Origin of the sequence: Methylocystis iwaonis (assembly GCF_027925385.1) — a bacterium.
Classification (GTDB): domain Bacteria; phylum Pseudomonadota; class Alphaproteobacteria; order Rhizobiales; family Beijerinckiaceae; genus Methylocystis; species Methylocystis iwaonis.
The window spans coordinates 172,932-196,046 of sequence record NZ_AP027143.1 but is presented as its reverse complement, the minus strand read 5'-3'; the positions used below and the strand labels follow the sequence as shown (position 1 = coordinate 196,046).

General features: G+C 55.9%; 12 protein-coding genes and 8 pseudogenes. 11 read left to right on the top strand and 9 right to left on the bottom strand.

From position 1 onward, the window contains the following. Positions 1-30 precede the first annotated feature (30 nt). Positions 31-1,318, top strand: a pseudogene (gene ltrA, locus QMG84_RS18675) (group II intron reverse transcriptase/maturase). Positions 1,319-1,353: 35 nt separating this feature from the next. Here the strand turns inward: ltrA and QMG84_RS18670 are convergent. Further along, a pseudogene (locus tag QMG84_RS18670) lies at positions 1,354-2,462 on the bottom strand (IS3 family transposase). 204 nt (positions 2,463-2,666) lie between these two features. On the opposite strand from QMG84_RS18670, the gene QMG84_RS18665 reads away from it, so the two are divergent. After that, complete coding sequence (locus tag QMG84_RS18665) at positions 2,667-3,065, top strand: transposase (protein ID WP_434085993.1); 399 nt, start codon at positions 2,667-2,669, stop codon at positions 3,063-3,065. 146 nt (positions 3,066-3,211) lie between these two features. Here QMG84_RS18665 and QMG84_RS18660 read toward each other — a convergent pair whose 3' ends face one another. Continuing rightward, entirely contained in the window at positions 3,212-4,177 is a 966-nt protein-coding gene (locus QMG84_RS18660; RefSeq protein ID WP_281932127.1) for an NAD-dependent epimerase/dehydratase family protein, read from the bottom strand. Between the two features lie 355 nt (positions 4,178-4,532). Here QMG84_RS18660 and QMG84_RS18655 point away from each other — a divergent pair. Continuing rightward, positions 4,533-4,757 (top strand): annotated as a pseudogene (locus tag QMG84_RS18655) (integrase core domain-containing protein); the annotation flags it as partial. 232 nt (positions 4,758-4,989) lie between these two features. On the opposite strand, the gene QMG84_RS18650 reads toward QMG84_RS18655, so the two are convergent. The 4 genes and pseudogenes from QMG84_RS18650 to QMG84_RS21590 form a co-directional block, all read right to left on the bottom strand. Continuing rightward, a complete protein-coding gene (locus QMG84_RS18650) occupies positions 4,990-6,285 on the bottom strand; it encodes a hypothetical protein (RefSeq protein ID WP_281932125.1) in 1,296 nt (431 codons plus the stop codon). Then, a complete protein-coding gene (locus QMG84_RS18645; RefSeq protein ID WP_281932123.1) occupies positions 6,282-7,103 on the bottom strand; it encodes a class I SAM-dependent methyltransferase in 822 nt (273 codons plus the stop codon). Before QMG84_RS18645 ends, QMG84_RS18650 begins: the two co-directional genes overlap by 4 nt. A gap of 98 nt (positions 7,104-7,201) precedes the next feature. Continuing rightward, complete coding sequence (locus QMG84_RS21595; protein ID WP_434085992.1) at positions 7,202-7,804, bottom strand: transposase; 603 nt, start codon at positions 7,802-7,804, stop codon at positions 7,202-7,204. A gap of 90 nt (positions 7,805-7,894) precedes the next feature. Further along, positions 7,895-8,269, bottom strand: a pseudogene (locus QMG84_RS21590) (transposase); the annotation flags it as partial. 107 nt (positions 8,270-8,376) lie between these two features. On the opposite strand from QMG84_RS21590, the gene QMG84_RS18635 reads away from it, so the two are divergent. The 4 genes from QMG84_RS18635 (at position 8,377) to QMG84_RS18620 (ending at position 15,702) form a co-directional block, all read left to right on the top strand. Further along, complete coding sequence (locus QMG84_RS18635) at positions 8,377-9,390, top strand: glycosyltransferase (RefSeq protein ID WP_281932121.1); 1,014 nt, start codon at positions 8,377-8,379, stop codon at positions 9,388-9,390. Beyond that, complete coding sequence (locus QMG84_RS18630) at positions 9,387-10,604, top strand: glycosyltransferase family 4 protein (RefSeq protein ID WP_281932120.1); 1,218 nt, start codon at positions 9,387-9,389, stop codon at positions 10,602-10,604. The genes QMG84_RS18635 and QMG84_RS18630 overlap by 4 nt, the downstream gene beginning before the upstream one ends. A 68-nt stretch (positions 10,605-10,672) precedes the next feature. After that, complete coding sequence (locus QMG84_RS18625; protein ID WP_281932118.1) at positions 10,673-14,692, top strand: class I SAM-dependent methyltransferase; 4,020 nt, start codon at positions 10,673-10,675, stop codon at positions 14,690-14,692. 56 nt (positions 14,693-14,748) lie between these two features. Beyond that, positions 14,749-15,702: a hypothetical protein gene (locus tag QMG84_RS18620; protein ID WP_281932117.1), complete on the top strand. Its 954-nt coding sequence runs from the start codon at positions 14,749-14,751 to the stop codon at positions 15,700-15,702. A 784-nt stretch (positions 15,703-16,486) separates the two neighbouring features. On the opposite strand, the pseudogene QMG84_RS18610 reads toward QMG84_RS18620, so the two are convergent. Next, a pseudogene (locus QMG84_RS18610) lies at positions 16,487-17,595 on the bottom strand (IS3 family transposase). A 529-nt stretch (positions 17,596-18,124) separates the two neighbouring features. Then, on the bottom strand, positions 18,125-18,886 hold the full coding sequence (locus tag QMG84_RS18605; protein WP_281932115.1) for a TylF/MycF family methyltransferase: 762 nt from the start codon (positions 18,884-18,886) through the stop codon (positions 18,125-18,127). Between the two features lie 436 nt (positions 18,887-19,322). Here QMG84_RS18605 and QMG84_RS18600 point away from each other — a divergent pair. The 3 genes and pseudogenes from QMG84_RS18600 to QMG84_RS18595 all read left to right on the top strand — a co-directional run. Further along, positions 19,323-19,550 (top strand): annotated as a pseudogene (locus tag QMG84_RS18600) (transposase); the annotation flags it as partial. Positions 19,551-19,714: 164 nt separating this feature from the next. After that, a complete protein-coding gene (gene tnpA, locus QMG84_RS21585) occupies positions 19,715-20,032 on the top strand; it encodes an IS66-like element accessory protein TnpA (RefSeq protein WP_434085999.1) in 318 nt (105 codons plus the stop codon). Positions 20,033-20,069: 37 nt separating this feature from the next. Next, positions 20,070-21,097 (top strand): annotated as a pseudogene (locus tag QMG84_RS18595) (IS3 family transposase); the annotation flags it as partial. Positions 21,098-21,175: 78 nt separating this feature from the next. On the opposite strand, the gene QMG84_RS21470 reads toward QMG84_RS18595, so the two are convergent. Next, entirely contained in the window at positions 21,176-21,775 is a 600-nt protein-coding gene (locus tag QMG84_RS21470) for a ketopantoate reductase family protein (protein ID WP_350356518.1), read from the bottom strand. A gap of 11 nt (positions 21,776-21,786) precedes the next feature. Between QMG84_RS21470 and QMG84_RS18590 the strand changes: the two are divergent. Then, a pseudogene (locus QMG84_RS18590) lies at positions 21,787-22,945 on the top strand (Tn3 family transposase); the annotation flags it as partial. Positions 22,946-23,115: the final 170 nt, after the last annotated feature.

The window sequence follows — 23,115 nt, the reverse complement described above, 5'->3', positions numbered from 1 at the left end:
GGCCAACCGTGCGAGCGGGAGGAGCTACGCGTGAAGCCCAAGTCATTCGACATTCCCAACGCTCTCGTATGGGAGGCGTATCAACATGTGAAAGCCAATGGCGGAGCCCCAGGGGTCGATCACGAGACGATCGAAAAGTTCGAGGAACGCTTTGGCGAAAGCTTTACAAGCTTTGGAATAGGATGTGCTCCGGCAGCTATTTCGCGCCGCCGGTGAGAGCCGTTCCGATTCCGAAGAAGACAGGCGGCGTTCGAGTGCTGGGCGGCCGACGATAGCCGATCGCGTGGCGCAGACGGTCGTGAAGCTGTGGCTCGAGCCACAGCTCGATCCTCTGTTCCATGCCGATTCCTACGGCTATCGACCGGAACGATCGGCGCATGACGCGATCGCCATCGCCCGTGTTGGGATTATCATTGGGTCGCCGAGTTCGACATCAAAGGTCTGTTCGACAACATCGATCATGAGCTCCTGATGTGGGCGTTGCGGAAGCACTGCCAGACGCCCTGGGTCTTGTTGTACGTGGAACGCTGGCTGAAAGCGCCGATGCAGACCTCGGATGGCAATATCCGAGCGCGAGACAAAGGCACTCCGCAAGGCGGAGTCGTTTCGCCGCTGCTGGCGAACTTGTTCCTGCACTATGCCTTCGACCAATGGGTGGATCGCCATCTGCGGAGCGTTCGGTTTTGCCGATACGCCGACGATGCGATTATTCATCGCAAGAGCCGAGCGCAGGCGCAGTTCGTCCTGCAACGGATCGATGAACACTTTCGGGAATGCGGAGTCGAACAGCATCAGTGCAAGACGCGTATCGTGTACTGCAAGGATATCAATCGCCGACAGGATCATACCCTCGATCGAGTTCACCTTCCTTGGTTATACGTTCAGACCGCGCAAAGCGCTGGACAAATATGGCCGGGTCTATGTGAACTTCTCCCCGGCGGTCAGTCGCGCGGCCTGCAAGGCTATGCGGCAGACGATTCGGGGCTGGCAGGCAATTGAAGTGCGACAAAGAACTGGCCGATCTTGCGGCCATGTTCGATCCGATCATCACAGGGTGGCAGCAATATTATGGCCGCTTCCATGGGTCGGCGATGTCGACGATCTGGAAGCACGTGAACGCCTATTTGACGCGTTGGCTGATGCGCAAATACAAAAAAGCTTCGCTCGACATAAGGTGCGAGCGATGCGCGCCCTCGGGCGATTGGCGAGGGCTGGCTCCAGTTGTTTGGACAGCTCCCCGCGGATTTTAAGTGGATCTCTGCCGGGGTTTGCTGAACGCGGGGTTCTTCGATTTGCCGCGGCGTCGGGAGGGCCGTAGGCCCGACCAGAGCGGCGACAAATCGAAAGGCGAAGTCATGCGGCCATCGCCGTTTCCTTGGCCCCAAAATAGGCCTCGTCCGGCGTGCGCCCGTCAAGCGACGAATGCGGGCGTCGCTCGTTGTAGAATTCCAAATACCGCCCGATCGACGCGCGCGCCTCGGAGACGCTGTCGTAGGCGTGCAGATAGACTTCCTCATATTTCACGCTGCGCCACAGTCGCTCGACAAAGACATTGTCGCGCCAAGCGCCCTTGCCGTCCATGCTGATGGCGACCTTGGCGTCGAGCAGCACGCGGGTGAAGTCCAGACTGGTGAACTGGCTCCCCTGATCCGTGTTGAAAATCTCAGGCTTGCCATGTTTCGCCAGCGCCTCTTCGAGCGCTTCGACGCAGAACGCCGCCTCCATCGTGATCGACACGCGATGCGACAGAACGCGGCGGCTGGCCACGTCGACGACTGCCGCGAGATAGACAAAGCCGCGCCGCATGGGGATGTAGCTGATGTCCATCGCCCAGACATGATCCGGCCGCTCGACCGTCACGCCGCGCAAAAGATACGTAGATCTTGTGGCCGGGCGCCGGCTTGCTCGTATTCGGCCGCCGGTAGATAGCCTCGATTCCCATTCGTTTCATCAGCGTCGTCACATGCCTGCGGCCGACGACGGCGCCCTCGCGCCGCACAGATCGCGCAGCATCCGCGCCCCCGCGAAGGGGTAATCGAGATGCAATTCGTCGAGGCGCCGCATCAGCTTCAGATCATCGCTCGAGACCGGCCGAGTCTTGTAATAGACCGCGCTGCGGGCGAGGCCGAGCATCTTTGCTTGCCCTTTGATCGGGAAGGCGTGGCTGCGATCGATCATCGCTTTGCGCTCAGCAGGCCGGATTTGCTGAGCGCGCCCTCTAAAAAATCATTGGCCAGGGTCAACTCGCCGATCTTGGCGTGAAGCGACTTCAAATCCACGGCTGCCTCTTTCGGCTCCGCCTTCTCCTGCCCGAACACGCCCGCCGCGCCTTCGAGCAACTGGCTCTCCCAGGTCGTGATCTGGTTCGGATGGACGTCGAACTGCTGCGCCAGTTCGGCCAGCGTCTTCTCGCCCTTGATCGCGGCCAAACCCACTTTCGACTTGAACGCCGGAGAATGCATCCGGCGGCATTCGCTTCGTCATCGAATGCTCCTGATTCGCGGTGAGAATGGCCTACGCCGGATGGCTACTGAAGTCGCCAAGCTGCGGGCGGAGCGCGACATCCTAAAAACGTATGGCCCGCCCCGTCCGCAAGAGTGCCGCTTCGATGGCATGCTCGGTCTGCATCAAAGTATCGGTCTCGGGGCTTTTCATGGCCAAGATGGATGTCCGCGGTCCTTATAAAGGCGACGGCGTCGAGCGCCGCATTTTGGACGCTCAGAAATGAGCTCCCTACCGGGATCATGATCCATGTGTTCCTGGACAATGCACGCTATCACCACGCCAAACTCGTGCGGGAATGGCTGGCGCAGCCGGGGCGACGCATCAAGCTGCATTTCGTTCCCGCCTACTGCCCGCATTTGAACCCGATCGAGCGACTATGGGGCGCAATGCACAAGCATTTGACGCACAACAAGACTTACGCCACACTAAGAATTCGCCGAAGCGGCGCTCACCTTCCTGCGCCAAAAAGTCCCCGAAGACTGGCCGGACATTTTGTGATTCGGTCGCCGACAACTTCCGCGTCATCAACCCGAAGGATTTTCGGGTTCTGCCGGGAGTAGGGTATATCTGACGACGGGCACCGCCTGTTAACCCTCATTTGATCCGCCGCCGACGATTCGCCTGCTGCTGCAAAACAAGCGGCGTTCGGGCGGAGGGACCGTTGCCGTGTTTTGATTTTTCACCCCAGTCCCTAGCAACGCCAGTCTTAAAGTGAATGCGTCGAACGCATCCAAGCGATTGTCCGCGCCAAACCTTCTCCAAAACCTATAAGTGGCCGCCATCCGGTTTCTCGCTGTATCAATTCGATATCCAAAATGTTCGTTGGCACATCGACCTTTCGTTCGTCCCTTCGATTAACTGAAAGGCTGCCCATGCCCAAGGCGCTTTCAACCCAATTAAGAACATCGGCGATGCTGCGCCCCTCTCCAGAGCCAACGTTCATCACTTTTTCGGTTCCGTCATATCGCGCGCCGATAATTAGGGCCTGAACTACGTCGTCGACAAATACATAGTCACGAATAATACTGCCGTCACCAAAAACGTCTATCGGCATACCATTTAATCCTCGGTGAATAACATTCGCGATCAGCCCTTGCGGTTTGAGCGGTGACTGATAAGGGCCATATGGATTGGCTATTCGAAGAACATGATAATCCAAACCGTATAAATGACGAAATAAGTAAAGATATTTTTCGACACAAACCTTGCTAATTCCATAGGCCGCGAGGGGATTTGTAGGCGCGAATTCCGCTATCGGAACTATATTTGGAATACCATAAACCGTTCCGCCCGACGAAGCAAAAACTATCTTGCGTACGCCTTGTTGTACACATGCCTTCAAGATCAAGAGAGAACCATTCACATTCTCAGAAACTTCTTTCACCGGATCAGTATTCGACTGACCTGGCATGGTAGTGTGCGCGAGGTGGAAAACTAAGTCATTTCCTGCGATAGCTTGTAAAAGAGTCCGCTCATCCGCCATCTCACCTATGGTCCACTGGGCGATACCTTCTAAGCTCGCGTCGGAAGGCTTAGTCCGGGCGAAGCAACTGACCCGCATACCCTCTCGCACCAAAGCGCGACGAAGCCCGGTTCCAAGGAAACCGCTCGCGCCTATCACCAAAGCATTCGTGCCACGTGGAATAGTCTTGAGCATGGTGCGCGACTGCATGTGGAAGAGACCCCTCGCGAAGGCTGTTGGAAAATCGTTGATGTGATATCTCCAGGGTGCCCAAAGTCAAAATATCCCTGCGTTGTAGCGCGGTAAGGGAGCCTGAATGATAGCGAAGAATACTATGAAGACGATGATTGTCGTCGTCAACATTTTGCTTTTCGATGATTGGGCTAATGCCATTGACGAGGCATCGCCGGCTTGACGATCAGGCGCGAACCGCGAGCCAATTAGCCGGCGCTAAGTGTCCGTCCTGAAGGATGTTGAATCGACTGAATCTGTTGTGATGGATGGAGTGTGGTCGGTCCGATTCGGAGGAGGCCGTCGATGTGGAGGTGCCGGGTGTACGCTTACGGACGGCAAGGGCGCCTGGCGCGACAATGTCTTTGTCGAGCGGCTGTGGCGCAGCGTCAAAGACGAGGAAGTCTATCTGCGCGCCTACGACAGCGTCTCTGAGGCGCGCGCGTCGATCGGTCGATATCCGGCGTTCTACAATGAGCGACGCCCGCATTCGTCGCTTGACGGGCGCACGCCGGACGAGGCCTATTTTGGGGCCAAGGAAGCGGCGACGGCTGCATGACTTCGCCTTATCGATTTGTCGCTGCTCTGGTCGGGCCTACAGCCCTCCCGCCGCCGCGACAAATCGAAAAACCCGCGTTCAGCAAACCACGGCAGAGATCCACTTAAAATCCTCGGGGAGCTATCCAAATAACCGGGGGCCACCTCTCTCTTCCGTCTAATTTTCACCACTAGTTGTTGGCTTGAGCAAGCCCCTCTGCCCTTTCAGATGCTCGACGACGCAACGCCTTTTATCACACGAAACTTGTCGACGCTTCGCAGAAAGCTACCAATTTTTTCATCAGTTCAGCCTCGACAGTCCCCTCGTACTTTGTCACGGCGTCAGATATTGCATGATCTCTATTGTGACGGCAGATTTCGCTTAGACGAAGATGTGCCCTTGATCCAGGCGAATCGACAATCTCTCGAATCGAAACTGCTGCCTCGATTAGTAGCGCAAGCCTGTCGGCGTAGCTCGTGGCCTCGTCGTAGCGCTCGTCAATGACGTTCCCAAAGGTTTGAAATCCCCAGGATCGGACGAACTCTAATGCTCGCGGATTTCCCGCGACGATCGTCGGATGACCAAGACAAATCGCCTTGATCGTCTTCTCAGTTATGCGATCGATATCACCAGATGAAGCCTCGGTCTCGCTGACAATCGAGACCTTTGTTAATGCAAATGTTTCCGGGCTTACATGGTTCGCTAAGTAATTCGAATCCTGCAAGGCATCGATTTTTACAGTTTCGTAACTAAAAACACGGGGGATTTTTGACATCACAAAGTCGATATCATCGTCGGTGATCCACCCAGCCTCTATAAGGTTGCGGAGCGCGCGAGCGGCTGCAGCGTTCGGATCGCCCTTTCCTGACACAGACCCAAGCATCGACCATTGGCAATCAGCGAGCAGCCCCCGCGCCCGCAGGGCAGCAAGCAGGCAGACTCTATTAGGCCGCGGCGTTCCGTTCATGCAAAGAAAGGTTTTGACTTCTCGCCTGTTCAGCGATTGGCGTTGCCGTGCGATTTCGGCAGAGAGACCCAGTCCTCTTTCGCGCATCATCAGTAGAAAGCGCTTGATATAGTAATCATGGAAAAAAAAAGAAATATTGCCCCCAGTGAATTGCCTGTATTGTGGCGGCAGCATGCGGTTTTGATTGATGAGCGCGATCCGCTCCTGTGGTATTCCTCTTTGTTCCAGCCAACAATGAAGGTGGTCAAAGCTACTTTTTATAAACGGATCGCCCTCGGAACCGGCATCGAAAACAAGCGCACAGCGACCCGCAGCTGCTGCGGCAATAACATGTTCAGGAATAAGATCCAAGACATGAAAATTCGCATCAATGAGGCGCGCATCTGGCATTAGCGCGTAGAGTGAGAGAAGCGGTACGAAGCACAAGTAAAATCTTGCGTCCACACATTCATGATGTCGACGCTGTGCGAATAGGGACCCTGCCGCACCGCCGACGGTTTCGAGAAACGGCGTAGTGTCCCGATTACATACAACAGTGGTAGGAATTGCTGCGCCAAACGACATAGGCTTGTCGAAACTCATAAGCGACCAGCCGAACTGAGCCGAAGCCGTTCCTGTAGCTCAGCGCGCTCTTCACAAAGAGCAAAGTCGTCGACGGAACAAAAAGTCGGAAGGAATGGAAAGAACCACAATAACTTGTCTTTCGCGCCAACATTCGGAAAATCAAGAGCCGTAGGATATAGTGTCCGAGAAGGAAATTTGTTGCAGACATTGTTGCGAACATACGACAACTCAAGCAGCGGCGAGACCGGAATGCCGGACACAATCGTCAGCCCATTTGGGCCGTCACAGTTATTCGCATGCACATGGAATAGGGTAAAGAGGCGATTTAGCTTGCGAAAGAAGAAGCAAAACTTTTCCCGATAGCCAGTATCCGTTATTGCATTGACGCCATGAACTTCGATTACGATTTGTTCGAATCGAGCGAGCACAGTATCGGGGGTCATACCGATCGCGTCCCACTCGGCTCCTTCAACATCCATCTTGAGGATTAGCCGATCGCCCTCGATTCCGAAGCGGGCAAGATGATCTTCAATCGAGTATAGACATTGCTCAGGAGATGATACACCTGCAACACCCTCCTTATAATAGAGCATATTTGGGTGGGTGGCGTTAATTCCATCGATAGTATGGTCAAACATGTAAACACGATGCCCTCGCGCGGCCATCTCCGCGTCGAAACGATACTCGAAGCTGATTCCGTAGCTCAGGATAGTCTGGGATGGATCGATATGATCCACGAACACATATCCGCCATCTGTCTCTGGCCCAATCCTCACCTTACGGCGGTCGATATCAAACGGTGTTAGGAGAGCCAGAGCTTCTACCAAGGGGTTCATAAGGAGATCTCGTGCACTTAGGGGATAGATTCTAGTTGTGCATGTTCATTAATCCCGCATGGCGTGGAAGGCAACCTTCGTTTCATAGCTAACCGCTCTTATTCATGAAGGCGCGATTTTTGTGTCGTCGGGCTGTTGGGCTCGCAGATCGCACGGGGGCGTTCGGCTTTTTGGTCGCTTCGAGAACCGCACTTTTGGAACGCGTTGGAGGGATAGGAGGGATGAGAAGGGCATGACGCCCCATCGTTCACGGCCCGCCAGCCATGAGCAGCGCCTCCGGCAGGGATACAGAAGAGATCGGCCTCGGGACTGGCGGCGGCGAAAGCAAGGCGCACGCGCTCGCGGTCTCGATCACGCGGGCGGCGATCTTTAACAGCCGCAGGCGCAACGTTCGAAAGCTCGGCTTTCGCCAGATCGCGCGGCTTAGGGATAGCGTCGCGGACGCCGAGCATCAGCCAAAAGGCGGCGGTGTGCAGGACGAGGCGAACCTGATTGGCGAGCGCCGAACGGCACGAAGGTCTGTCGGAGGAAAGCTGCCTCTTATGGAGCTTGATGAGGTACTCCGCCTGTCCGCGCGCGCAATAGAGGCTTCGTAGAGCCACTCCGGCGCGCCGTGCAGGAGCTTGGTGACGATGAAGCGGATGTCGAGGGCGAGCCGCGTCGCTTCGATGCGAGCGATCGCGCGGCGCTCCATGTCTCATGATTTGGCCCTGTGGCGCGTCTCCGCACAGCCGCGCACGACGTCCTTGTCGTCGAGGGCGCGCTCGCGCGGACAGCGTCCGCCGTCTCCTCGACCTTCTTCGACAAGGGGCGCAGCACGACGGCGACGGGCGGCTCTTCTCGGTGTCGTAGATATGGATCGGCAGAAAGCAGCGCTCGTCGTAATGGGCGTTGAACAGCGACAATTGCTGATGGCCATGCGCGATGTCGCAGGTGTCGTCGATGTCGAGTCTGACTGAGGACGGCGGCTTTTCATAGGGCGCCATCCATTGATCGATGAGCGCATAGGTCAGGCGGATCACGTTACGGAGGGCGGGCGCGTTCTCGAGGCGCGACAGTGTCGGCTGCGAACACAAATCGCTGCCCGTCTCGGGCAACCTGCCGCAAACGAGCTTGAACGCCGGGTCGGAGCGCAGGACGTCGAGATCGTCGGCGTCCTCATAGCCGGGCTGGTGTAAGCAACCGAAGCCTACGCCGTTTCAAGGCTCTATGCTACGCCCGCCAGCCTTCGAACAGCCGCGTCGCGAATAAGATGGGCTAGGATGATCAACCGTTGTTCAAGTCGGTGTTTGCCAACGAGTGCTCAGCACGGTATGCTGTTACGCAGAAAAATTTAGACCCGCGCTCACGCGCCATAGAGCCGAGGACATTGATGCCTTTGCCTTCCATATCAGTGGTGATACCATTGTACAATCACGAAAAATTTATCACTGCGGCGCTCTATAGCATCATAAATCAGACCCTTCCTCCGAAGGAAATTATCGTCATCGATGACGGTTCCTTGGATGGTTCTGGTGCTCTTGTGGAGGCTGTAGCCGAGGCAAGGCCGAAAATCATTTTCTGGAGTCACCCCAATCGTGGGGCCCACAATACGATCAATGCCGGGATCCATCGCGCCAGCGGCGATCTGGTTGCGATCCTGAACTCCGATGACGTTTACGAGCCAACGCGGTTGGAGCGCGCGGCAAAGGCGTTGTTAGCTAGACCAGAGGCAGATGTCCTTATGACTAGTCTCAAATTCATCAATGATGATGGTGCTGAAATCTCTAATCCGTGGTTCGATCGTGCGATTGGCTTCTACCATGAATGCAACGATCTTGGACTCGCCTTGGTGAACGGTAATTTTTTTATGACGACCTCCAACCTAGTAGCGAGGCGTAGCCTGTTCAGTGAAGTTGGTTATTTCGCGGATCTTCGCTATGCGCATGACTTGGACTTCTTTCTGAGGTTGGTCGGGCACGGTAAGATCATCGAGTACATTGACGAGAAGCTGCTAAGCTATCGGTTGCACGGAAATAATACGATCAGCGAAAACCATTCGAAGGTCAAAATCGAGTGGGCTGCTGCGGTGGCAATATACCTTCATTCTCGTTGGTCTATAAGTGTTTCGCCAATGCGGTGGAATCGGTCCGGGCACTATTTGGACATTCTGCGAAAGCACGAACTCACAGAACTCGTGCTCATGTTTCTCGCTTTTTTCGAGAGCAACAACGTCCAGACGCTCGAACGTAATACGTGGCAGCAAGATCCGTCATTCATGAGCGCGCTGCAGGCTGTGAAACAATGAAAATAGGCGTCGTGAGCAATCTATTTCCGCCTTTCAGCATTGGCGGATATGAGCAATTGTGCGGGAAGGTCTGCAATGAGCTTGCGGCCCTGGGACATGAAATTGTTGTTCTGACCAGCACCTATGGGGGGGCGGCTTCCGATACCAATGGCTACGTCGTTGAACGCCGGTTGAAGCTTCTTGCAAACGAATATGACATCTACCAGCCGTTCCGAGCTGATCCAGATGAGCGTGCTTCGATCACAAATGCAAACAGGCTTACGGTGTCGGACTTTCAGCGTCGTCACCAGCCCGACCTTTGGTTCTTGTGGAATTTGTTTTTCCTCGACGACGGTATAGTTGATGATTTGTCCTTGCTAGGCCAACCGGTTGTCCTGTTTCTTACGGACAATTGGCTGATCGCCGCCCGGCAGCCGAACGCGATGGGGCAGTTTTTTGCGCGTTGTGTTCACGGATCCGAACAGTTCAGCCCGGATGCCCAAAGGAAAGGCGACGGGGCTGTAATGAAACAGCGAGCAATTTTCGGATCACGGTTCATGCATGATCTCTATGAATCGTTTGGCTTCAACTTCGAGTATCGGGTCGTTGTCCATAATGGAGTTGACTTACCAACAGTCCCTCCCGAACTCTTCGTTCCGCGAACCGAGACACGCGAACCAGGCCGACTCAAAATTTTGTTCGCAGGTCGGGTCGTTGATATCAAGGGGCCGCAGCTTATTGTCGCGGCGCTACCCCTTATTCGGGCGCGTGCAAGCCAAACAGTGTCTCTCACTATTGTCGGAGACGTACAGGACAAAACGTTCGCATCCCGGCTTAACGAGGAAATCGCGGCGTCGGGTTGTGCTGATTTGATTAGCTTTCGCGAGCCAGTTAGCGAAGCGGTGTTGTTGCAGGTTTTTAACGATCACGATATTTACGTGTTTCCCTCGTTATACGAGCCGTTCTCGCTGACACTCATTCATGCCATCGGAGCGGGCATTCCGACGGTCGCGACGAATGTGGGTGGCAACGACGAGATCGTGATGGACGGTGAAACAGGGGTGCTGTTTCACAAGAATTCACCGAGCGAACTGGCTGATGCCGTAGTGCGATTAGCTGAAGATGGTCGCCTACGCTCGCGTATCTCGCACAAGGGGCGGCACGTGGCGCGGCGGTTCACCTTTCGGCGCATGATCAGGCGGATTGAGAATGAGCTCCTGAGGGCAATCCGATGAGCCGCGTGCGCCGTCGTCGGTCTGTTACATCCGACCATCTTGCTTCGCGCGAAAATGGGAACGACTTAATGTCCTCCGCCAAAGATAGCCAGGAAGCGACATTCCCTAAAGAAAGGTCTGGCTTTAACTCCTCCACCAAGGTGAAGAGGAAATTGGGCAAAACAATGATTGATCCGCATGCTCCTTTGGCCGAGTTCGGCAAATTGGACTTTGATCCACTTATCCTTCTGGAAGCACCGCAGCGTTGTGTCGCTCCGACGTCCTGGGTAGGCCACATACCTTTCGCTTTCTGGCTTGTGCGAATGGCGCGCCCAAAAATATTTGTTGAACTCGGAACGCATTCGGGCAATTCCTACTGCGCTTTTTGCCAGGCGGTCGCCGAAGACGAACTTCCGACTAGCTGTTACGCTGTGGACACTTGGCGCGGTGACGATCAAGCCGGACACTATGGGCCCGAGATTTTATTGGACCTTAGGCACCACCACGACAAGCGCTACAGTGCTTTCTCAACGCTGTTACAATCGACGTTTGATGATGCTTTATCTTCATTTGGGAATGGGACGGTCGACCTGTTGCATATTGACGGTTGCCATACTTATGAAGCCGTCAAACACGATTTTGAGGCATGGAAGCCAAAGCTCAGCTCTAGCGCGATTGTCCTTTTTCATGACACAGAAGTACGCGAGAGTTCATTCGGAGTGTGGCGATTTTGGGAGGAGTTACAGTCTAAGTATGCGAATTTCAATTTTCCACATTGTCACGGCTTGGGTGTAATTGCAATTGGTGAGATAAGGCCTGCCCTCACTCCACTTTTCAACGCCCGTAGGCGGCAAACCACAAAAATTAAGAAGCTTTTTGGCACCATTGGGGGTGCCCTTCGTGAGAACGCTGACGCTCGATTGCGACTTGATCGCGCTGTGGACGAGCGTGCCGCTGCGGTTGCAGAGGCAGTTGCTCTTCGTCATGACATAGCGACGTTAGAGCAGCGGTTCAGCAACGACGACATTGTGACGCAGCAGATGGATGGTTTTCAGGTCGATAAGATATTTCAAGTGGTGGCTGATCAACTTAAGGGCATGCGATCTGAATTTGATGCTCAAATTGAGACGATCGCCGCGCATGGTTCCACCTTGGCTACGGAAATCGCCGGCGTTCGAACTCAATTGGGCGGACTTTCGGATCGTATCGCCGCTTCGAGTCCTGATCATGATGTTCAAGTTCGGGCACTTGTTGGGATTCGGGAAGTGCTTATGGTCGTGCAATCAGTTCAAGAGCAAATTAAGACGGAGCTGGCTAACTTTCCGCAGCACTTAACTGCCGCCCTTGACCGCGGCGGTAGAATGCAGAACGAGCGCATTGAAGAATTGGCGGAGCTTGGGAGAAATACGCTGTCGAGGGTGTTGGACATTGCTTCAGCGTCCGAAGACATGCGCGCCAAAATGGCATTCGAACGCGAGAAGCAATCAAGCGAGATCACTGCGGTTTCTGAGGCAGTGGACACGCATCTGGCCAACTTGACGCAGAGCTTAACTGCCGCCCTTGACCGCGGCGGTAGAATGCAGAACGAGCGCATTGAAGAATTGGCGGACCTTGGGAGAAATACGCTGTCGAGGGTGTTGGACATTGCTTCGGCGTCCGAAGATATGCGCGCCAAAATGGCTTTCGAACGCGAGAAGCAATCAAGCGAGATCACTGCGGTTTCTGAGGCAGTGGACGCGCATGTGGCCAACTTGACGCAGCACCTAACTGCCGCCCTTGACCGCGGCGGTAGAATGCAGAACGAGCGCATTGAAGAACTGAAGGGTATCGGGGCGGAGGGGCTTGCGGTATTGGAGTCCCTTAAAACTGACATCATTAAGCGCCAATCGGCAGATGTTGAGCGCGTAGCCGAGCGTCTTAAGCAGACACAGGTAGAGGCCGCAAGCTTGCAGGAGCGGTTAAGCGGGCTTGTGCTCGATGCGGCTATTGCGTGGACGCGGTATTCAGATCTATTGAGGCATGTCGAACACCTTGCCAGCGCAAACGGGCGAGATGAAATCGCGGAACTTCGGGAAGTCATCGAGGAAGGACTACTGGACGCGCGCAAGCAAAAAGCGTCGGTGCTAAGCAGAAGATATGCACCGCCTCCCGTGTGCTTTGAAACTGACGCGCAGGACCGGACTATTTTCGGTGTCGCGGCGCTTCCAGTTCAACTGCCGACTCGCCCGGTTAAACCCGAAAATGCCGCAATGGTATTTGTAAGACTGATGGTCGGCGATGGACCGTCCGAGCGCCCTCGTTTCACTGTGGTTTGCGCGGCTGACGAGACTGATATTCATTTTGATGATCTCGTAGAGTCTATAAGAAAAGCTGCAATTCAAGACAGAGTGGAGATTTTTGCGCGCGTTTCAAACGAACGGCCAATTCCTAACTCCGAACCGTTGCAAACAAGCAAGCAGGGATTAATTTCAGAGCTTAATGAAATTATTCGCGACCGCGCACTTGGAGAAACTGTGGCACTACTGAGTGCGCCCGGCATCTTCGGTGAGGAATGGATGAGCGGCTTTGAAACCGTTTTTGAAAACAACCCCCTTGTAGCGGGTGCCAATGGCATCATCCTTAACGATACAACCAAGGTTTGTTGGTCGGGCGCTTCATTCAGTTTGGAACACGGCTGGCAGATCCCTGAATATCGGGTGGAATCGGATGATTATCACGTTTCGACCGCCGCCAAGCTAGAAGGTATTGTAACGGGTTTCGTCGCGTTGGTGCCAGATTTATTTCGTGAACTCGGAGGTCTTTCAGAAAATTGCGGCTCACTGGCGGCTGCCCTGCTCGAATTCTCAAATAGAGTTTTCGCGATGGGTTTTGAGATCTATCAGGCACCTGGCGCCAGGTATATTCTGGCAGCCGAGGGAGAAGGTAACGCGAGAAGCACGCTACAACGCTTCCAAATAGTTGCTCGAAATGTTCCTCTGCAAGGTTTTCGGCGTCGACCGCGCGTTCTCGTAGTAGACGCACTAACACCAACACCCGACAAGGACGCGGGGTCGGTTGATGCGTATTGGGGAATGCGCCTCCTCCAGTCATTGGGATATGAAGTCACATTCGTCCCGATGTACGCTACCGAGCACGCGGGCCGGTATACCGATATTCTTCGATCCAATGGCGTGTATTGCCCTGTCGCTCCGCAATTGATCACGCCTCTTCACTTCATTGAAAACCACGGAAAGGACTATGATCTAATAGTTCTTTACCGAGTGGTTGTTGCATATCTTCTGGTCGACCTTTGTCGGAGAGTCGCGCCGCAATCCAAAATTATATTCCATACGGTTGATTTGCACTTTCTTCGAGAAGAAAGACACGCGAACTTGTTGCAATCGCCGGAAGCCATTTCTCAGGCACAAAACACAAAGATCGAGGAATTGCGCTGCATCCGGTCGGTCGATGCGACGATCTTGGTTAGCCGCCACGAGCAGGATCTCGTAGGACAACTTGTCCCTGCTGCTAAGCTGTTCCTTGTGCCTGTAATGTATCCCGTTCCCGGGCGGCTCGCTCCACGGCGAGGTCGTAACGCGGTTATATTCGTTGGCGGGTTTGGTCATGGGCCGAACGCCGATGCTGCGATCTTCTTAATCGACGAGATTTGGGGCTTAATTAGACGCCAAATGCCCGAACTGACACTCATCATCGCAGGTTCGAATCCTCCCGATGATATCCTTAAACGCCACGACCCCGCAAAGGGGGTCGAGATCCTTGGCTTTGTCCCTGACCTTGGACCGCTTTATTCACGATCCTTGGTGAACCTCGCCCCGTTGAGATTTGGAGCGGGGATTAAGGGTAAGATAATTGCCGCTATGGCGGTAGGCGTGCCCACAGTCGCTACGTCTATCGCTGCAGAGGGTATGGGATTGACAAACGAGAAGGACGTCTTGATCAGAGATGATCCGCATGCAATAGCTGAGAGCGTGGTGCGTCTGTGCCGTGACGAGGGGTTATGGGGCAGAATCTCTGATAACGCTTTTATCACCGCTCAAGCAGAGTTTTCGGTTGATGCGCAAGTAACGCGCTGGCGCAAAATTCTCCGTTGGTTGTCTTTGCCAAATTGACGCGGTGCGCAGGCGATGGACTTAGTTACACCAAAAACTACTAGCCGAGGGCTTCTATGGTTTTCGATTTCTTAGCCCTCGTACAAAGTAAGAACCGGCAAGGCGGCTCGCGAGCTAAGCGAGCCGTCTCGGCAGTTTTCGATGCTCGCTGGTACACCTCTCAATACCCGGACGTAGCTGAAGCAAACATGGAGCCGCTAAAGCACTACCTTCATCACGGATGGCGTGAGGGCCGAAACCCGCACTTATTATTCAACACATTGTGGTACCTCGAACGTAATCCCGATGTGACTGAGGCGGGACTTGAACCCTTCGGGCACTTCCTTCTACACGGCGGGGGGGAAGCTCGATCGCCGCATCCCCTTTTCGACACGAAGTGGTATATGGATGTCAATCAGGATGTCGTAAAATCTGGCCTCAATCCGCTCATCTATTACATCACTCGGGCATCGCAGAACGATCCATCTCCTCATCCTCTCTTTGATGCACGGTGGTATCTCAAGGCCAATCAGGACGTTTCGAGAGCTGGTCTCAAACCCCTTGATCATTACCTCATAGCAGGTAGCTCTGAGGGAAGAGATCCTCACCCATTGTTCGATGTTAAGTATTATCTACTGATGAACGGAGACATTTCTGAGCAAGATCAAAAAAACCCATTACTGCATTACCTGTCCAGCAACCCGCGAGAGTTAAGGCGTGTGCACCCATTTTTTGATAGTTCTTACTACTTTTCTCAATATCCAGACGCCGCTCAATCTAAGATGTTACCGCTTATTCATTTTTTGACCTGCGATGGCCGTGACACGCGAAATCCACACCCCAACTTCAATACTCAGTGGTATATCCTATGCAATCCTTCCGTGAAGCGAAACAAAATGAATCCGCTAGTTCATTATATTTTGATTGGCGCGCGATACAATGCTTCAAGAAGCCCGTCAGAGTACATTGCCTGCCGAAGCGCACGATCCGAATCATCAGATACAATCGGTTCGCTCATGCAAGTACAATGAGTTCCTGATGGTCGTGTGTAACGTGTTGCGACGCGCGATTTGGCATGGCGGTGTCGCCGCAGGGCGGGATATGTGTACCGGCTCCGCAAATTTCTACGGGTGCATAAATCTCGCGTCCTGCGGCGTCTCACTTTAGGCATCGTCTTCTGGCGACGATTTCAACCCCGAGCTTGGTTGCAGTTTCGATTGACGATGTCATTGGAGTCTTTCAATACCTTGCTTTCTACCTCTTGAGGAACTGATATTATACGCAATATCCTGCCGGTGATCATGTGCGGCGGCGCCGGGACACGGGTTTGGCCCGAGTCGCTGGAGACGCTTCCGAAGCAATTCATCCCCCTTGTCGGCGAACGTTCGACGCTCCAGACGACGATGGCGTGCTCGTGGATCCGGCTTTCGAGACCCCGATCGTCATCTCCAATGTCGATTATCGTTTCCTCACCGCCGATCAGCTTCGCGAGATCGGTGCGCGGGCCGACATTGTTCTGGAGCCCTCCCGCCGCGATTCGGGTCCGGCGGTTGCGGTCGCCGCGGGACTCGCGGCGCGGCGCGGTAGCCCGATACGACCGTTGTGGTTCTCGCGGCCGACCATGTGGTCACGATCGCGCCGGACTCGTTGCGCTTTGCAAGAAGCGCCGGGGAGGCGGCGGCCGAGGGCTATATCCTCCCCGCGGATTTTAAGTGGATCTCTGCCGGGGTTTGCTGAACGCGGGGTTCTTCGATTTGCCGCGGCGTCGGGAGGGCCGTAGGCCCGACCAGAGCGGCGACAAATCGAAAGGCGAAGTCATGCGGCCATCGCCGTTTCCTTGGCCCCAAAATAGGCCTCGTCCGGCGTGCGCCCGTCAAGCGACGAATGCGGGCGTCGCTCGTTGTAGAATTCCAAATACCGCCCGATCGACGCGCGCGCCTCGGAGACGCTGTCGTAGGCGTGCAGATAGACTTCCTCATATTTCACGCTGCGCCACAGTCGCTCGACAAAGACATTGTCGCGCCAAGCGCCCTTGCCGTCCATGCTGATGGCGACCTTGGCGTCGAGCAGCACGCGGGTGAAGTCCAGACTGGTGAACTGGCTCCCCTGATCCGTGTTGAAAATCTCAGGCTTGCCATGTTTCGCCAGCGCCTCTTCGAGCGCTTCGACGCAGAACGCCGCCTCCATCGTGATCGACACGCGATGCGACAGAACGCGGCGGCTGGCCACGTCGACGACTGCCGCGAGATAGACAAAGCCGCGCCGCATGGGGATGTAGCTGATGTCCATCGCCCAGACATGATCCGGCCGCTCGACCGTCACGCCGCGCAAAAGATACGTAGATCTTGTGGCCGGGCGCCGGCTTGCTCGTATTCGGCCGCCGGTAGATAGCCTCGATTCCCATTCGTTTCATCAGCGTCGTCACATGCCTGCGGCCGACGACGGCGCCCTCGCGCCGCACAGATCGCGCAGCATCCGCGCCCCCGCGAAGGGGTAATCGAGATGCAATTCGTCGAGGCGCCGCATCAGCTTCAGATCATCGCTCGAGACCGGCCGAGTCTTGTAATAGACCGCGCTGCGGGCGAGGCCGAGCATCTTTGCTTGCCCTTTGATCGGGAAGGCGTGGCTGCGATCGATCATCGCTTTGCGCTCAGCAGGCCGGATTTGCTGAGCGCGCCCTCTAAAAAATCATTGGCCAGGGTCAACTCGCCGATCTTGGCGTGAAGCGACTTCAAATCCACGGCTGCCTCTTTCGGCTCCGCCTTCTCCTGCCCGAACACGCCCGCCGCGCCTTCGAGCAACTGGCTCTCCCAGGTCGTGATCTGGTTCGGATGGACGTCGAACTGCTGCGCCAGTTCGGCCAGCGTCTTCTCGCCCTTGATCGCGGCCAAACCCACTTTCGACTTGAACGCCGGAGAATGCATCCGGCGGCATTCGCTTCGTCATCGAATGCTCCTGATTCGCGGCGAGAATCCTCGCCGCCCTCAGGCAGAAAATCCACTCAAGCTACTGTCCGAATTTGCGGGGCCAGCTCTCATTAATGTCGTCGTCACGGCGTTGTCGAGCAAGCTTGCGCGGATCGCCTGGGTGGTAATTCGCACCGCGAGAACCTCTCGTTGCAGGAGGCAAAAGCGGCCGTGTAACAGATTCTGCCATTCAGCGTTCGGGAGCCCGAACGGCTGATGTTTGCGAGTAGTTGAAGTCGAAGATCGCCCAACAGTCGAAGGGCGTCCGGGTAATCTGGTTGAGAGGATGGCGCAAGACGCCGACCCCATTATGAGGAACCCGAACGCGCGTATCTCCATCTTCGCCGGATCAACTCAGCATCCAGGCCGGATACGTTGACGCAGACTGATAAAGGGCGCTCTCGATCACGCTGCTTGCAGACGGGGGCCATACGTCCTCTCAAGGGTTGGGGCCTCCGGCAAATCCGGGCCGGTTCAATCCGACACATCATTCCGAGTGGATAGAGCTGGGCTTCCGCCACCATACTCCGGTCCAGTCTACCAGTTCTATTGGGGTATTGACACCATGATTACGACGGAAATCCGTAACAGCTAATTTGCAAGCAGGGACCGCGCCATAGTCGTCAACTATTACATACCCACCATCCGATAACTTCGGATACAAAGCCTCCAACGCCACCATGGTCGACCCATACATATCGCCGTCAAGCCGAATTATCGCCAGGGGGCCAGTATCCAGTTTCGGTAGGGTGTCTTCGAAGAACCCCTCGATGAAAACTACGTTTTCCTTCAGCAAACCGTAACGATGAAAGTTTGACCTAACCTGCTCCGAACTGACCGCGAGCTCTGGAAACGTATGATGGATGTCTCCTGCGTCAGCAGCGTAACGGGCCGGATCGGGGGGGGGCAATCCTTGAAAAGAGTCGGCGACAAAGATCTTACGGTGTGTTTCGCCAAATGTTTCGAGAATACCTTGCATGAGAATACAGCATCCACCTCGCCATACGCCTGTTTCAATGAGATCCCCCGGAATTCCGTCCTGTATGACGCTAGACACCAAGCTGATTAGATTGTTCAGGCGCTTAACGCCGACCATCGTGTGCGCGGCGCGAGGCCAGTCCTGCCCATTAACTCGTTTATCCGCGCTGTACTTCGGGTCCGCAGCCCAAGGCTCCATAGTTGGATCCTCATAAATAGTATTCGCGAGAATTCGAACGAGTAAATCTAGATAGAGATCTTGCGGCGACATAGGCACTTCTCCCTCCGTGACATCCAACTTCGCCAACTTGCACATTCGCGTTGAGTGTGGCCACAATGAACTGCCTTGCGTAATCACGTTTGCAGTAGGATTGCCTAGCGATCGGCTCGATCTTCAGCAAGGGGAATCTCTCGATCTTGCTCCCTGGATGCCCTCTTTCATTAACCAGACTCTGTTCCGCGTCTGATCCTTTTGTGTCCTCGCGGCGAAGCTTTGGGCATGAGACTGCTGAGGGTCGTGTGAGGTTCGGTTGGCATTAGAATCGATCTGCAAATCTTTGAAGATTTTCCTGGCGGCCCGCAAGTCCCTGAACTGAACCGCGCCGGAATTGCCGGAGGCTCCAACTCTTGAGAGATTGGGGTCATCGAAACGAAGCGAGCAGCTGCCGGTTTCGTGGACGCCGAGAAACGGTGTTTCATGAGGCCGGATGTTATTGTGGGGAGACGGATATTTCAGTCGCGAGTTCAAGGTTGAGGCGGTTCGGTTGGTCAAGGAGCGCGGCGTCACGGTCGCCCAGGCCTGTCCGATCTGGACGTGCACGAGAATGTGTTGCGGCTGGATTCGGGAGCTGACGGCAGATCCCGCACAGGCCTTCTCCGGCCACGACCAGCAGAAGCCGGAGCACCTGGAGATCGAAAAGCTGCGCCGTGAAGTCGGTATCCCTTCTGCGGGGACCGCCTGACATTGATCGCGGTGTTTGAGATAGCTGTCTGAAGAGTGGCGCGATAATCGTGTCCATTTCAGATACAAGCGGACACTATCGGGCATGTCGGGCAGCAACGATGAAGATTCTGCGCCTCTCAGGCGCAAGCATGGACTCTGGAAGAGAAGCGCCGGATCGTTGACGAGAGCCTGGAGGACGGAGCTTCGATTGTCGAGGTTGCGCGGCGCTACGACCTCAACGCCAACCGACTCTTCGCCTGGCGCCGGCAGTTCGGCGCCGAGCCGGCCGCGCCGGAGGAACTCGCTCCGATCCTGCCCGTAACGATAGCGCCGGACACGACGGAGGGATATTCCGATCCAGGGTCGACCGGCCAGATGGAGATCGCGCTCGCCGAGGGCGATCGGATCATCGTGTGGGCGGATGTCGAGACGGCAGCGCTGTCGCGGGTCCTGAAGGCGCTGGCGCGCCGATGATTCCGGTTCCGAGCGGAGTCAGGGTCTGGATTGCGACTTCGACGTCCATCCGAACCAGATCACGACCTGGGAGAGCCAGTTGCTCGAAGGCGCGGCGGGCGTGTTCGGGCAGGAGAAGGCGGAGCCGAAAGAGGCAGCCGTGGATTTGAAGTCGCTTCACGCCAAGATCGGCGAGTTGACCCTGGCCAATGATTTTTTAGAGGGCGCGCTCAGCAAATCCGGCCTGCTGAGCGCAAAGCGATGATCGATCGCAGCCACGCCTTCCCGATCAAAGGGCAAGCAAAGATGCTCGGCCTCGCCCGCAGCGCGGTCTATTACAAGACTCGGCCGGTCTCGAGCGATGATCTGAAGCTGATGCGGCGCCTCGACGAATTGCATCTCGATTACCCCTTCGCGGGGGCGCGGATGCTGCGCGATCTGTGCGGCGCGAGGGCGCCGTCGTCGGCCGCAGGCATGTGACGACGCTGATGAAACGAATGGGAATCGAGGCTATCTACCGGCGGCCGAATACGAGCAAGCCGGCGCCCGGCCACAAGATCTACGTATCTTTTGCGCGGCGTGACGGTCGAGCGGCCGGATCATGTCTGGGCGATGGACATCAGCTACATCCCCATGCGGCGCGGCTTTGTCTATCTCGCGGCAGTCGTCGACGTGGCCAGCCGCCGCGTTCTGTCGCATCGCGTGTCGATCACGATGGAGGCGGCGTTCTGCGTCGAAGCGCTCGAAGAGGCGCTGGCGAAACATGGCAAGCCTGAGATTTTCAACACGGATCAGGGGAGCCAGTTCACCAGTCTGGACTTCACCCGCGTGCTGCTCGACGCCAAGGTCGCCATCAGCATGGACGGCAAGGGCGCTTGGCGCGACAATGTCTTTGTCGAGCGACTGTGGCGCAGCGTGAAATATGAGGAAGTCTATCTGCACGCCTACGACAGCGTCTCCGAGGCGCGCGCGTCGATCGGGCGGTATTTGGAATTCTACAACGAGCGACGCCCGCATTCGTCGCTTGACGGGCGCACGCCGGACGAGGCCTATTTTGGGGCCAAGGAAACGGCGATGGCCGCATGACTTCGCCTTTCGATTTGTCACCGCTCTGGTCGGGCCTACGGCCCTCCCGACGCCGCGGCAAATCGGAGAACCCCGCGTTCAGCAAACCCCGGCAGAGATCCACTTAAAATCCGCGGGGAGCTGTCCAAGCGACCGGGGCCAGCTCTCTTCTACCTCGCCTATTAGCCCGCGCATTAGGCAAGTGACCGCTCCCAGGGCAGAAAGCAAAATCCATTTCTCCCACATTTCGCGACGGACGCAGCTCGAAAGCCGGGCTCCTATCTGAGCGCTTCGGAGGAATCCGTCCAGCGCATGAATCCGCGGAGTCAGGCTGCCGTCGAGTTCGCCATAGGCCAATTCTTGCAGGAGCGAAAGCTGTATAATGCGGCCGTCCTCTTCGAGAACGGTCATAACTCTCAAAGCGCCGCCAATAACATTGTGTGGAAATCGCCCCGACAAGATGTCCATATGACGCATTCCGTTGAGGACCGGCAGGATCATAGTGTTGCGGCCAACCGCCGGTGAAAACGCGTCAAGAGCGGCATCGAGCTGAAATGCCTTTACCGTTACCAGGATGATATCGTAGGGCTGGCTAATCCTTTCCGCCGTAATAAATGTAGGGTGGAATATCGTATCGCCATAAGGGCTGACAATCCGGAGCCCCCTCTCTCTTATTTGCGCCGCGCGTTCAGGTCGCACAAGGAAGGCAACATCACGCCACGCCTGCGCCGCCCGAGGAAAATATCGGGCTGATGACGGCGTTGCTCGCGGACGCCACCAATCTCGGCTTCACCAGAATGGCGCGCAGCTCCAGGATATTCAGCCATTCGAAATTGCTCTGGATCGCGGAATGGCGCATTCGCGATGAAACCTATCAGGCGGCGCTGGCATGCCTGACCGAGGCGATACATGCGCAACCATTCACAAGAGTATGGGGCGACGGTGGCGCGTCGTCGTCGGATGGACAATTTTTCAAGGCGGGCGGGCATGGGGAAGCGCCTGCCGACTATAACGCCAAATACGGGTCCGAGCCGGGCGTCAAGTTCTATACGCATATCTCCGATCGCTACGCGCCGTTTCACACCAAGGTCATCGCGGCTAACGCCAGTGAGGCCGCGCATATTCTGGACGGGTTGCTTCATCACGAATGCTCGCTGGATATCCGTGAGCACTATACGGACACGGCAGGCGCCGTCGATCACGTGTTCGGTCTCTGCCATCTGACGGGGTTTAGATTCGCGCCGCGCATTCGCGATCTTGCCGATCGCCGCCCTCTATGTCGCGGACGCTCCTGCGACCTACGCATCTCTCAACCCGATGTTCGGCGGCGCTATCGACTTTCGCATCATTGGCGAAAACTGGGATGAGACGTTACGCCTCGCGGCGTCAATCAAAGCTGGGACCGTCGCACCGTCCACCCAGATGCGTCGGCTCGCGGCTTACCCCAAACAGAATGCGCTGGCGAAGGCCCTACTCCGAGAGATAGGCCGGCTCGAACGCACGCTCTGCACCCTCGACTGGATCAGCGACCCCGCTCTACGGCGGCGAACAAATGCAGGCCTCAACAAGGGCGAGGCGCGCAACGCGCTCGCCAGGGCGGTGTTCTTTCATCGGCTTGGCGAGATCCGCGACCGGACCTTCGAAAATCAACGCTGCCGGGCCTCAGGCCTCAATCTCGTCGTCTCGGCCGTCATCCTTTGGAATACGGTCTATCTCAGCCACGCCGTTGCCGAACTGCGCTCCAGCGGCGAACGAGTCCGTAACGATTTGCTCGCTCATGTCGCGCCACTCGGCTGGGAGCACATCACCTTCAACGGCGATTATGTTTGGCCGACCGAGCCTCTCCAGAACGCCTTCCGGCCCCTTAGAAACCCGCAACAATTTTGGGAAGATTCTGCGCTGACCCCTTTCCTGCGTCCAATGCTTTCTGACTCAGCCCTGCCCAGCGCCGGGCTTTTTTCTTTAGCCTCATGCCGAGCCCTTCGCAGACGCTCAGAGATAATCGGATGCAGCCGCTTGTCAGTGTGTCCCGGACAGAG

Bases quoted from the DNA above. Each gene is read 5' to 3' on its own strand.
- QMG84_RS18665 (WP_434085993.1), top strand. From the start codon at position 2,667: ATGTCCGCGGTCCTTATAAAGGCGACGGCGTCGAGCGCCGCATTTTGG.
- QMG84_RS18660 (WP_281932127.1), bottom strand. From the start codon at position 4,177: ATGCAGTCGCGCACCATGCTCAAGACTATTCCACGTGGCACGAATGCT.
- QMG84_RS18650 (WP_281932125.1), bottom strand. From the start codon at position 6,285: ATGAGTTTCGACAAGCCTATGTCGTTTGGCGCAGCAATTCCTACCACT.
- QMG84_RS18645 (WP_281932123.1), bottom strand. From the start codon at position 7,103: ATGAACCCCTTGGTAGAAGCTCTGGCTCTCCTAACACCGTTTGATATC.
- QMG84_RS21595 (WP_434085992.1), bottom strand. From the start codon at position 7,804: ATGAGACATGGAGCGCCGCGCGATCGCTCGCATCGAAGCGACGCGGCT.
- QMG84_RS18630 (WP_281932120.1), top strand. From the start codon at position 9,387: ATGAAAATAGGCGTCGTGAGCAATCTATTTCCGCCTTTCAGCATTGGC.
- QMG84_RS18625 (WP_281932118.1), top strand. From the start codon at position 10,673: ATGTCCTCCGCCAAAGATAGCCAGGAAGCGACATTCCCTAAAGAAAGG.
- QMG84_RS18620 (WP_281932117.1), top strand. From the start codon at position 14,749: ATGGTTTTCGATTTCTTAGCCCTCGTACAAAGTAAGAACCGGCAAGGC.
- QMG84_RS18605 (WP_281932115.1), bottom strand. From the start codon at position 18,886: ATGTCGCCGCAAGATCTCTATCTAGATTTACTCGTTCGAATTCTCGCG.